The 12,114-nt window shown below is 38.8% G+C and carries 13 protein-coding genes; 8 read left to right on the top strand and 5 right to left on the bottom strand.

Going from position 1 to position 12,114, the window contains the following annotated elements; translation table 11 throughout:
* Nucleotides 1-7: 7 nt before the first annotated feature.
* Entirely contained in the window at nt 8-427 is a 420-nt protein-coding gene (locus tag QE450_RS18890; protein WP_307301290.1) for a hypothetical protein, read from the bottom strand.
* 292 nt (nt 428-719) lie between these two features.
* Complete coding sequence (locus QE450_RS18885; RefSeq protein ID WP_273614058.1) at nt 720-1,523, bottom strand: VLRF1 family aeRF1-type release factor; 804 nt, start codon at nt 1,521-1,523, stop codon at nt 720-722.
* A gap of 259 nt (nt 1,524-1,782) precedes the next feature.
* On the opposite strand from QE450_RS18885, the gene QE450_RS18880 reads away from it, so the two are divergent.
* Both QE450_RS18880 and QE450_RS18875 read left to right on the top strand, forming a co-directional pair.
* The gene (locus QE450_RS18880) at nt 1,783-2,733 is read left to right on the top strand and encodes a hypothetical protein (protein ID WP_301262673.1); all 951 of its coding nucleotides are present in this window, start codon (nt 1,783-1,785) and stop codon (nt 2,731-2,733) included.
* Nucleotides 2,734-2,840: 107 nt separating this feature from the next.
* Nucleotides 2,841-3,659 carry an AAA family ATPase gene (locus tag QE450_RS18875; protein ID WP_273614056.1) on the top strand — a complete coding sequence of 273 codons (819 nt, stop codon included), beginning with the start codon at nt 2,841-2,843 and terminating at the stop codon, nt 3,657-3,659.
* A gap of 60 nt (nt 3,660-3,719) precedes the next feature.
* Here QE450_RS18875 and QE450_RS18870 read toward each other — a convergent pair whose 3' ends face one another.
* The gene (locus tag QE450_RS18870; RefSeq protein WP_307301286.1) at nt 3,720-4,127 is read right to left on the bottom strand and encodes a DoxX family protein; all 408 of its coding nucleotides are present in this window, start codon (nt 4,125-4,127) and stop codon (nt 3,720-3,722) included.
* A gap of 200 nt (nt 4,128-4,327) precedes the next feature.
* Between QE450_RS18870 and QE450_RS18865 the strand changes: the two genes are divergently transcribed.
* A complete protein-coding gene (locus QE450_RS18865; RefSeq protein WP_273614054.1) occupies nt 4,328-4,999 on the top strand; it encodes an NAD(P)H-dependent oxidoreductase in 672 nt (223 codons plus the stop codon).
* Between the two features lie 451 nt (nt 5,000-5,450).
* Nucleotides 5,451-5,765 carry a hypothetical protein gene (locus tag QE450_RS18860; RefSeq protein ID WP_307301284.1) on the top strand — a complete coding sequence of 105 codons (315 nt, stop codon included), beginning with the start codon at nt 5,451-5,453 and terminating at the stop codon, nt 5,763-5,765.
* Between the two features lie 110 nt (nt 5,766-5,875).
* Here the strand turns inward: QE450_RS18860 and QE450_RS18855 are convergent, their stop codons facing one another.
* Nucleotides 5,876-6,064: a CsbD family protein gene (locus QE450_RS18855; RefSeq protein ID WP_274171516.1), complete on the bottom strand. Its 189-nt coding sequence runs from the start codon at nt 6,062-6,064 to the stop codon at nt 5,876-5,878.
* Between the two features lie 282 nt (nt 6,065-6,346).
* On the opposite strand from QE450_RS18855, the gene QE450_RS18850 reads away from it, so the two are divergent.
* From QE450_RS18850 to QE450_RS18840, 3 genes are all read left to right on the top strand, one after another.
* A complete protein-coding gene (locus QE450_RS18850; RefSeq protein WP_307301281.1) occupies nt 6,347-7,015 on the top strand; it encodes an HAD family hydrolase in 669 nt (222 codons plus the stop codon).
* A gap of 45 nt (nt 7,016-7,060) precedes the next feature.
* Nucleotides 7,061-8,389 (top strand): cryptochrome/photolyase family protein, encoded by a 1,329-nt coding sequence (locus QE450_RS18845; RefSeq protein WP_307301278.1) that lies wholly within the window; start codon nt 7,061-7,063, stop codon nt 8,387-8,389.
* Between the two features lie 172 nt (nt 8,390-8,561).
* Complete coding sequence (locus QE450_RS18840; protein ID WP_373462005.1) at nt 8,562-10,232, top strand: alkaline phosphatase; 1,671 nt, start codon at nt 8,562-8,564, stop codon at nt 10,230-10,232.
* A gap of 89 nt (nt 10,233-10,321) precedes the next feature.
* Here the strand turns inward: QE450_RS18840 and QE450_RS18835 are convergent, their stop codons facing one another.
* Nucleotides 10,322-11,173: a DUF72 domain-containing protein gene (locus QE450_RS18835; RefSeq protein WP_307301276.1), complete on the bottom strand. Its 852-nt coding sequence runs from the start codon at nt 11,171-11,173 to the stop codon at nt 10,322-10,324.
* 283 nt (nt 11,174-11,456) lie between these two features.
* Between QE450_RS18835 and QE450_RS18830 the strand changes: the two genes are divergently transcribed.
* A complete protein-coding gene (locus tag QE450_RS18830) occupies nt 11,457-12,059 on the top strand; it encodes a nitroreductase family protein (protein WP_307301275.1) in 603 nt (200 codons plus the stop codon).
* Nucleotides 12,060-12,114 lie beyond the last annotated feature (55 nt).

Raw genomic sequence — 12,114 nt, 5'->3', positions numbered from 1 at the left:
CCCTTTCTTACCATAGGCGTCCAGCCAGCATTGTAAATCGAATAAAAGCAACATCATCTCCATCAGAGAGTTGAATAACATCATCCAGATGTTCAATATCTTGTTCACGAATAAATACTTTATACAGTCCATCTTCAAAAGCCAACAATGCAGCTTGAATAGCAGCAGATTCATCAGGAATACGATCATCATGCATATGACCAAATCCAACTTTACCTGTTTCGCCTTGTTCATTAACCTGCTCTGGTGTTAAATAAGAGAGCAATGAAGAATTGCTCTGACGCTCTGTAAAAGCACGTACATTTTCTTGAACAACTTCAGTTAAAAAGTCGCGCAATGTGCCAGGCACATTAAGAATATCTAGAGGTTCACGAGTTAGAGCATTTTTGCGTTTGCCCAGACTTTTGACAGTCACATAAATACGCATATACTATCCTCCTTACCTATCATCATTATCAATCGTATACTATGCAAACAAGCTATATCCGTTGTTAAGTGATGATTAGCCTTTTGCTATTAAGTGTATACGATACACTGCTATGATATCCACCTTATCACAAAATAATAATAAGAACAAATGTTCCTATAAATATATACTAAAAAAGCCCTCTATCTATGGTTAAGAACCAGCAAATAGAGGGCTGTTATTTTCACTATCATGTCAATGATCCATTATGATTATGCTTATTAGAAATCAAATCATAGATTACATATGCATTTTACGATTGAAGAACAGCATAAGCTTCTTGTAACACTTCACGTGATTTCATATTGTTTAGATTTTTAGGAACAATATGAATCGGTGTGGTTGTATGCAGAGCTTCTTTCACATGAGAAGCAGCAGCTTTTTCACCGCTTAAAATAATTTCTTCCCACTGCTTTTCTCTAGCCATACGTTCAATGATCGGAGTCAATCGTTTGACCCAACGAGCTTGATCAACTTCCCAACGTTCTTTGTAATCCTCACGTTGCTTGTTCACCGTTGACTTGAGATCGCTTGTACTCTGACTTGGACGTTCACGCCACTCATCATTCACAATATCCCATTCAAAATAATATTCATTGTTAATCTCACATAGTAGACTATCAATAATAGTTACCGAATCACTGCTCAATTGCACGATACCCGCAGCAGGGCATTTGGACGTAATCGCATGTAATTCTTCTAAACGTGGTTCTGCTTCATAATAAAAAGCATTTGATAATCCAATCTGTACTTTTTCACAAAAGAATAATCCACCAGATGAATCTGCTACGATAATCAGACCTTTTTTCATATCATTCCGACTGTTTTCCACGCGTTCTTCGACTTTCGACTGTAGAGCAAGTAGGCTATCTAAATGTCTACGTTCGTCACCGGCTTCAGTGTATTCAGCAAGCTTTTTGAAACCGTTCTTGAGGTGTAGCTTCCATTCCGGCTGGGTGTTGGCAGTTGGTTCGGTGTTCAGATAGATGGTCAAAAACCGTTCTGCTGCATTAGCAGAGTACTTCTGAAGTGCTTTCCAATTTTCCATAAATCCCATTAGTTTGTACCTCCTCAAAGAGAGTTCCTTTGTAATTACCCGTTTACACTTAAATTAAACAATAACTGTAAATAAGAAGTCAAATTTCGGTGGTTTTATATTCAGAAATTAAGCGATATAGGAGGGGAAAAAAGTTAAAATTAGGAATAGGAAGTATTTACTAAAAGTAGGAATGTTCAGGAAATGTTCAGCAGAATATATTATACTAATAGTAATCTGATATTCCAGATTATAACATTTATTAATGGAGGTTATCAGGATGAAATTACGCTTATTCATTCAAAAAATGAACAAATATATTCATACCCCTGTAGCGATGATGGCATCCTTATCTATTGTAGCCATAACGACAACTTCTTTTTTACCTATACAATTGACGAATGAACATCAACAAAATAAAGCGTATGCGATGATGAGTACCGATGAATCCGGCAAAGTGACTGAAGTTCAGGATGAATATAGATCCGAGCCTGAACCTGCTGTAACTATTCCGACAGAAGCACCAAGTATGACCGATATTATGCCAGACGAACATATGGTGAATCCTTCAGCAGATGAATCCATTGTTGGAACAATTGTATCTGAAGCGCTTATGCATACCGATCAAAAAGGGCATCCTGTTTCTATGCAAGTACAACGTCTACTAAAAGATAATGAATATCTACAAGATACCGCCAAAATTGATGTGAAAGAGGCTGCTTTAACAGTAGATATGTTGCGTAGAGATACAGGAAGTACAGCTTACTTGAGTATGCCTGCTCCTCCAGAAATGCCTCCTGCGGCTGAACTAGCTGTAGTATTAACATCACGTGCTCAAAAATTGTTTGCCGACTCCCAACTGGGAATTAGTATCCAAGCCTGGCATGGTAGAATGACGATTCCTCGCCAAGCATTGCAATCTGATCATACAGATATGACAATTCGGTTAGGTAGCGACCGTCAAACGATTTCCCCACAAGGAGCAGTAGGAACTACTTTACAAGTCGTGATCCCTGATACCAGTTCGCCTCAAGATGTATGGATCGCTCTTCCATTGCCTGACAAAAAATTAACAGCGTCTCAACTGAATCATCTCTCTGTCTGTGCAGAATATGCAGATGGAACACAGCAATATTTGAAAGGCAAATTAACCAACTACAATCCGACAACCAAAGCGATTCAGTTTGCTACCCATTTATCAGGCAATTACACTATCGTTACTACCAAATAGACAATACAACTATAAAGAAAAGACTGGTTCTTCAGTGCAAAACTTGTTAAACTGTTTAATAGTAATGATTACTATTAATAAAGTGGAGCAAGGAGTTGTTAACCTGTATGAACAAAACCAATAAAAATAACAGCCGTTTGCCCAAAGCAAAAGGAACAGATATGGCGACTGTATATATGCCTAAAGAATGTGCTCGCAAAGTAAGACATATCGTGCTAAATGAGTGCAATCAACGTATTATAGATGAATTTATGATGATCCTGGATATGAAAGAAAAGTTTATCGAACAAGATGTACCTATGCCTAACAAATTAGTGATGTCAGGGCCTCCGGGAACAGGCAAAACGCTAACTGCTTTTTATATAGCAGAGCGACTACAATTGCCGCTAGTGCTCGTGCGTTTGGATACGATTATTCATAGCCATTTAGGAGAAACAGCTTCGAATATTCGCAAAATATTTGATTTTGCCCGTCTTTCACCTTGTGTGTTATTTCTGGATGAATTCGATGCGATTGCACGTACTCGTGATAACAACGATGAAGTAAAAGAGATGTCACGGGTCGTTAATACGCTACTGCAATGTATGGATGAATTTGAAGGAGAAAGTATTCTGGTAGCGGCGACCAATCTAGCAGATGAGTTAGATCATGCAGTATGGCGGCGTTTTGATACGAAGATGGATTATGGTATGCCGTCCGAGCAGGATCGTCAGCAGTATATTCATTTACTGATTGGTTCATTTGCTACGATAGGAAGTCTGGAACAATCAGCATCAGCGATGCTACATGGGTGTAGCTTTGCAGATATTGAACAGATTGTACTCAAAGCAAAGCGTAAAGCTATTATCGAAGATAGCGCATTAACACTGAACCAATTGCAGACAGCGTATCAGGAATACAATCCTAAAGTGCATGCATATGTATAAATAAGAAAAAGCACTGGCATCTTTCTTTCACCAGTGCTTTTTGTTTGGATTGGGATAGACTTAGTCTGTACGTGGCTTCGGTGGGCGGGTACACCATAGAATCCACCAGATCATCAATGGCTGAAAAATCAAGCGAATCCATAGAGCAGCAGGATCAGTATACGCTTGACCCGGTGCTGGAATCTGGTAAATCGCTGCATAAATATTTGCCGGGAAAATCAGCACTAGATACCATGCTGTCCATACACCCGCACGTTGACGCCAGGCAGGAATCAAGATCAGAATCGCTAATGCTAATTCGATAATCCCTGTCAAAATAATTAATGTACTTTTGAAAGGAACAAAGACAGGTAATAATTTGGCAAATCCATCAACTTCAATAAAGTGAGCTACACACGCCGCTATAAAAAAGAGTGCAAAGATAAAACGTGCAATCGTACGTGGCACTGTGGTTGGATATGTATTCATAAGTCGTCTCCTTTACAGCATGTCTAACGTATATCATAACAGGCTTATGTATATATTAAACCAATCGCCACAAATTGAATGTGATCCAATTGACGACAAACGATATAAACGTTATACTATCTTTGGTATTTAAAAGTAAGTATGTTATATATCGTGCATATTATAATAGAGAATAAATTATAGGCATAGGAGAGATATCCATGAATAAAGAACAACGCAAACAAGAGATTTTGCAAGCTTATGAAGCAAGACATGCTACCAAAGCATTTGATCCAGAGCAAAAAATTTCGGAAGACGATTTTGAATTTATTTTAGAAACAGGTCGCTTGTCACCAAGTTCTGTGGGTTCAGAGCCCTGGAAATTTCTAGTGATCCAAAGCCCGGAATTGCGTGAGAAATTACGTGAATTTACATGGGGTGCACAAGGTCAATTACCAACAGCAAGTCATTTTGTAGTCATTTTGGCGCGTACAGATGTACGTTATGATTCTGATTATTTGCGTGATCAAATGATCGAAGTAAAACAAATGCCAGCAGAAATGTTCGAAACAATTCTTCCACGTTATAAAGAGTTCCAAGAAAGAGACTTGAACTTGTTGGAAAGCGAACGTGCTCTTTTTGACTGGGCTTCCAAACAAACCTATATTGCACTAGGTAATATGATGACGGCTGCGGCAGAAATCGGTATCGACTCTTGTCCAATCGAAGGCTTCCAAAAAGAAGCAGTTGAACAAATTTTGAGCGATGCAGGTCTAATGGGTAGTGGCGAGTACGGCGTAAGTGTTATGGCTGCTTTTGGCTACCGTACAGAAAAAGAATTACGCCCTAAAGCAAGAAGATCTCTAGACGAAATCGTACAATGGGTTAAATAAGAAATAGAATATCACTGCTAAATATACGAAAAGACCCAAGAAATTGGGTCTTTTTTTGTTTGAGAAGGTATTTGATTTATATAGATGACAAGTTTAGAATGAAAACTTCAACAAACTAGAAGAAAGGACATCCCACAATGACATCATGAGATGGATGCAAATATAATATATGAAAAAGAAAATTATCAGCTTTATTTTGTCTATGGTGGTATCCGGTATCTTGATTGTGCTCTATCGCTTGTTTACAGATACATTATATAAACTCGATTGGGTAGAAAATATGTATTTCGTATTGATTTCTTTCATAGTATTCATTATTTTTTTGTTTGCAGATCGCCAAGAAAGATCTTAAATAGTTTATTTTCGAAAATCATTAACCTTAAAATAGTATTATTATCTAAAAAATGTTAAATTTAAAAAGTACATATAAAATAAAGTAGGTGATTTGTCTATGATTATGATGAAGAAGTTAAGTGTCATTACAGTAGCGAGTGCACTTGTACTGACTGCTGGTGTAGCTATGCATAGCTTTGCAAGTGCTAATGAGGTTACAGATCAACAATTGGCAAGTTCTACACAAATGGAAGAACTGCAAAACAGAGTGGGCACGATTTACAACGAATACGGTGTTTTTTATCGAGTAGATGCTAGTCATCCGCTTCCTGCTCCTGAATATACGCATACTGTATATAATGATGCCGATGTAGATGATTCTACTACTGTGATCATGATGGATTCGGGTACTTTTGTAAAAGGGAAAGAATAAGACTAATTAATAGCAACAAAAAACTCACCTCGTATCATAATGAGGTGAGTTTTTTTATAAAATATATTTATGACTGCATATGCTATAGGGGATTGTGGTGAAATTTAATTTTAGTGGCGGTGATGATCGTCTTTTGCTTCGCCGACTTTTTGTTGTACTGCGCCTTTAGCTTTATCTACTTTACCTTCTGCTTGTAGAGAAGTGTTATTTGTAGCATTACCTACTTGATCTTTCACTTCGCCTTTAGCTTTAGATACTGCACCTTTTACTTTATCGCCCAAACCGTTATCGTTACTCATCATTAACATCTCCTGTTCAAATAGAATAAATTTGTATTTAATGTAAAGGAATCATTTTTAAATGATCAACAAGCCGTCTATGCTTTAGCTCGAACTCGCTGATAGTTAACATTACCCGACAGCATTGTGATTTAAACAATCTGTCTTAATCGTTTGACAAAAGATTACATGAACAGACAAAATGTTTAAGAAGAAAAGAGATAGTGAAATAGCTGATGTGATAACCGATTTAACGACTAAATAAATGTAGATAAATACTTGGACTAAAGGGGAGAAAAGGGAATGATAAAAGCGGTCGTTTTTGATTTTGATGGATTGATATTGGATACGGAAAGTGTGTGGTTTGAATGTTATCAAGAGGTACTGCGTACGTATAAGATGGAATTAGCGTTAGAACAATTCGCACCGAGTATTGGTACACATGGAACAGAATTTCTAGATTATATTGATCTCACATTGAAGCAACCAGGTATTTCAGCAGAAGTCGATCAAGCAGTCAGCCGTTTACACGATCAGAAAATGGAACATTTAGAAGCTCGCGCAGGTGTACATGAGTATCTAGCCGAAGCACAGCAATTGGGATTGAAAATAGGTCTGGCAACCAGCTCGAATCGTGCATGGATTGAGCGCTTTTTGACGAAGCTAGGATTGGCAGATTATTTTCAAGTCATTCGCACCAGTGATGATGTCATGAAAGTGAAACCTGATCCAGAATTGTATACACAGGTGGTGACAGCGCTTGGAGTTGAACCGTACGAAGCACTGGCTTTTGAAGATTCGTTAAATGGATTGACTGCCGCCAAAGCCGCCGGATTACGCTGTACAATTGTGCCGAATCCGGTGACATCCTTTTTGCCATTTGAACATCATGATCTACGATTAACATCTATGACAGATATGACGTTGACTGAAATCATTGAACGATTGAATGAAAGTACGGCAAAAGGGTAATCCCTAATAAAGAGTAGCAGACGTACATTATAGGAGGAATTCCTTTTGAAATTATTTATTCATCGCAAAGATTTGCGAGCTCATGATCTAGTCGGATTTAATTATATTCATGAAGCCGAAGCACAAAGTGTACATCTACTGATTATTGATCCTTTTTTATTGCGAAAAGGAAGAGAAAAAGAGCATAGCGGTGTGAACTTTCTACGCCATGTGCATCGTCTCCAGAAGTTATATCAAGCTCAACACAAAACGTTACATATCGTATATGGACAGCCTGATAGGGTGTTAGAGCAGGTATTGGACAAGCTTGATATTGATGAAGTGGTGACTCACCGCGATTTTACTCCGTATGCCAAAGAACGAGATCGCAAATTAAAAGCTGTTGCAGACAAAGCCGATGTCGCTTTTACATTACTTGTCGATCATATGTTAATCGATGTCGAGCCATTTACAGATTTCACAGGCAAAGATGGATTTTATAAAGTGTTTGCTCCCTTTCATCGTAAATGGTTAGACTTTCTCGAACAGCATCCTAATCATGCGTCTAGTATCAGTCTCAAAGACTTGCATGTTTCGCGTGATCCTTTACCATTGTCGGATGAATTTGATTTACCTTTTTCATTGGATGATTATGAACCGGCAGAAGATCCAGAACCGATCTTGCATACATTTCTCCAAAGTAAAATGGTTGATTATGGTGAAGAACGCGATTATTACAGTATTGATCCCTCTAGCGATCTGAATCCACATGTGACGATTGGAGCGATCTCGATTCGGCAGATGCTTGACGATGCTTTGCGTACACAGGGACACGAAGAATGGGTGAGACAGTTATCTTTTCGTGATTTCTACTTATATCAGGCGATCTATGATGAGCATTATTTTAAATATGAACACAAGTATGATCTGTCTGAATTGACCGATCAGCATTTTGAAGCATGGTATAAAGGAGAAACAGGCATTCCAGTTATAGATGCGTCGATGAGACAGCTTAATGAAACAGGGCGAATCCACAATCGGTTGCGGATTTTATCCGGTATGTTTTTGACCAAAAATCTGCAATGTCCTTTTACATTAGGCGAGCAGTATTTCCGTCGCAAATTACTGGATTATGATAATGTGATCAATCGGGGCAACTGGATGTGGTGTGCTTCCTTAGGTGTCAATTCGGCTCCTTATTTCCGGGTAGTTAATCCAGTAACTCAGTCTGCCAAGTATGATCCAGAAGGCGACTATATTCGTGAATGGATGCCAGAGCTAAAACACTTATCTGCGAAAGAAATTCATCAACCGCAAAAAAATGCGATCGTTGATCTTAAACAATCACGTGCAAGTGCGATTGAAATCTATAAAAAAATCGTGAATAATGTGTAAATATTGCCTGTATAAAAGGTTTTATAAGGTTTATTTGAATAATGACATATCAAATAAAAGATTTAATATAGCGTTAATGATTAGGTTTGATTTTAACAAAGATTGCACGTAATAAAGGTATTCAATTGATCATTGATTGCTACAATCATCCTATTCATAAAGAAAAAAGGGGATGATTGTTATATTTAAGATGATCAACAAACGCAAATTAAATCAGCTACAGCTTTCTATTACAGCGGGTACACTGGCTGTCTCATTACTGCTCGGTCTTGCTGGTGAAACGGTTAGTGCGGCGAGTAAAGAACAGCCAGAAATTCGTGCCAAAAATGTGATTATGTTAATTCCAGATGGAATGAGCATGGATGGTACAACGTTAGCCCGTTGGTATAATGGAGGCAAAGCATTAGCACTGGATGAAATGGCAAGCGGACTTGTGCGTACATATTCTGCGGATGCCGCTATCGCTGACTCGGCTCCCGCAGGAACAGCTTTTGCTACAGGATTCAAATCACATACTGGTTATGTAGGCGTATTGCCTGATCAAAATACAATGCCAGGGCTTCCCAAATTAGCGCCTGGTGATGCTAAAAAACCTGTTGCCAATATTGTAGAAGCAGCAAGATTAGCAGGTAAATCGACAGGGATTATAGCGACTTCTGAAATTATGCATGCGACTCCGGCAGACTTTAGTGCTCATTATCCAGATCGAAGCAATTATGATGCTCTAAGCGAACAACAAGTGTATGCAGGTATGGATGTGGTACTTGGTGGCGGAGCGACATACTTTACACCAGCAGGACGTGAAGATGGCGAAGATTTGACCAAAGTGATTGCGAGCTCTGGTTATAATATCGTTAAAAATACAGCAGAACTAAAAGCCGCTTCTTCCGGCAAATTATGGGGAATGTTTGCAGATACAGCGATGGCAAACGATATGGATCGTGATCCTGTGAAGCAACCAAGTATAGCGGAAATGACAGACAAAGCGATTCAAGTCCTTTCCCAAAATGAAGAAGGATTTTTCTTAATGGTAGAAGGCAGTAAAGTGGATTGGGCCGCTCATGCCAATGATCCGATCGGGATTATTAGTGAAGTGAATGCTTTTGATCGTGCTGTTGCGAAAGCACTTGCTTTTGCCAAACAAGATCAGAATACATTAGTGATTGCGGCTACCGATCATGGTAACGGCGGGATTACGATTGGGGATGCAGGCACAACCGGAACATATGACGAAGAACCGTTGTCTACCTTTATTGCTCCGTTGAAAAAAGCAAAAACAACCGGTGAAGGATTAGAAAAGAAATTCAATAGTAACCGTACCAATATCAAAGCAGTGATGAAACAATACTATGGTATTACGGATCTGACAAAAGAAGAGATCGCTACAATCAAAGCAGCCGAAAAAGGACGTATGAATTACGCGGTCGGTCCAATGATTAGCAAACGTGCTCATATCGGCTGGACAACAGGCGGTCATACGGGCGGTGAAGTGGTTCTGTATTCGTATGCACCGGGCGGTGTACAGTTAACAGGAGTGGTTGAAAATAGTGATATCGCTGGTTATATGGCTTCAGCATTGCAAGTGGATCTAGCAAATGTATCGAAGCAATTATTTGTACCAGCCAAAACTGCTTTTGCAGCTAAAGGCGCTACTGTTAAATGGGATGCGACTGATGCTCGTAATCCAGTCGTAGTCGTAACAAAAGGCAACGATACACTACGCTTACCTGTATTTAAAAATACAGCAGACTGGAATGGCAAAACGGTGAAGCTCAAAGGCAATGTGATTCATAACGGTGTACAGACTTATGTACCACAAGATGCTGTTGATTTATTTTCATAAATGAGACCAAGCAAAAAGTCATATCTCTTAATAAGAGATATGACTTTTTTTACGTACAAAAATAGCGATATAAACTACATTAAAATATCCTATGATGAAGAACTTCCGATATCATGTTTTTCAGACAACACATTTTTGTCAGCTAACATCTCAATTAACTCTTTAGCATTTGGCGTCGCATCGCCAGCCGAATTGTTATTGAATACTACATAGACATGTTCGGACTGGTTCTGAATCTCTAGCAGTCGATCCCGCCATTCTGTTAACTCTTCGGTATTGTACTTATACAGATATCTGAGCTTGCGCCAATTTGGATCACTACTTTTATGCCAGCCATCTACATTGCGTCCATGCATCCTTACATAGGTTGCTTGTTTGGAAGTAGCGGCGGTAATGATCGGAATCGAGCCCATGCCTGCTTGAGGTTCATCAACAATCGTATGAATCCAATCTTCTTTACGCATAAAGTCCAGTGTCTTTTCGCGGAATTCTGGCATATACCAGGTCTGGTTACGAAATTCTAAAGCACAAGGAATATCGACCATGAGTTCACGTGTTTCGCGCAGGGTATCGACATTGTCACGATTACATTCAAACCATGGTGGATATTGAAATAACGCCATCCTTAATTTGCCTGCATCGATCGCCGGTTGCAACGACACATGGAATGCTTGGAACATTTCTTCTTTGGTATCGAAATAGTTCTTTTTCCCGCGTAAATGCCCGGTCATCCCTTGATACGCTTTGAATACAAATCCGAAATGATCAGGCGTCTGTTCTACCCATTTGGTTACATTTTTGACAGGTTGAACGGCATAAAACGAACTATCTATTTCAACGATAGGAAAATGTTCACTATACGTAGGTAATCGTTCTGGCGCTTTGATTTTGCCATAGAGTTCGGGATGATCTCCGAATCCGGTAAGTCCGATCTCAATCATGCTCATTTCCCTCCTAGCGACTCTAATTGGATAATAATTTTGAATTCTAAGTAGTATTAAACGAAAGAGATAAATCCTTAAACAAATGAAATGATCGTGTCTCTACATATATATTATTTTTCTATACTTATAGCGAGCTTTACAGATGTATAGATCAAGAAAGTACATTGTATTTCTCTTTATTTTTGTACGTTACTGATAGTTTTTTATCACAATGGGTAAATAACATAGGAGCACCACATTATATTTCCGTACTCAATTTGATTGAAGGAGGATGATTGTAATGACGAATCCAGATATACTTAGTGCAATGAAGAACAGAAGAAGTATCTATGGTATTAGCAAAGAAGCTGTAACTTCTGACGAACGTATTCAAGAGATTGTAGAAGAGGTGGTACTACATACACCATCCGCATTTAACTCTCAAAGTGCTCGTGTAATTGTGTTGTTAGGTGAAAAACATGATCAACTATGGCAATTTACTACTGATATTTTGAAAGAAATCGTGCCTGCTGACAAATTCGGCCCTACACAAGAAAAAATGGATAGCTTCCAAGCTGGTTATGGTACCATCCTATTTTTCGAAGATGAGTCGGTTATTCGTGGTATGCAAGAGCAGTTCCAAGCATATCAAGATAACTTCCCGGTATGGTCACAACAATCTTCCGGTATGCATCAATATTTGATCTGGACATTGCTTGAAGCTGAAGGTTATGGCGCTTCACTACAGCATTACAATCCACTGATTGATGAGAAGATCAAAGCAGAATGGGATATTCCAGAATCATGGAAATTGGTTGCAGAAATGCCGTTTGGTAAGCCAACAGCACCTGCAGGCGACAAAGAGTTCAAGCCGCTTGAAGAACGCGTTCGCGTTTTAAAATAATATATGTTCAAAGGAAGTAAAAGGGTTATCGTTTAACGATAATCGTTTCAAAAAG

This window comes from Paenibacillus sp. SORGH_AS_0306 (assembly GCF_030819345.1).
Lineage (GTDB): Bacteria > Bacillota > Bacilli > Paenibacillales > Paenibacillaceae > Saccharibacillus > Saccharibacillus kyungheensis.
The sequence above is the reverse complement of the archived record's forward strand: the minus strand, read 5'-3'. Positions and strand labels throughout refer to the sequence as shown.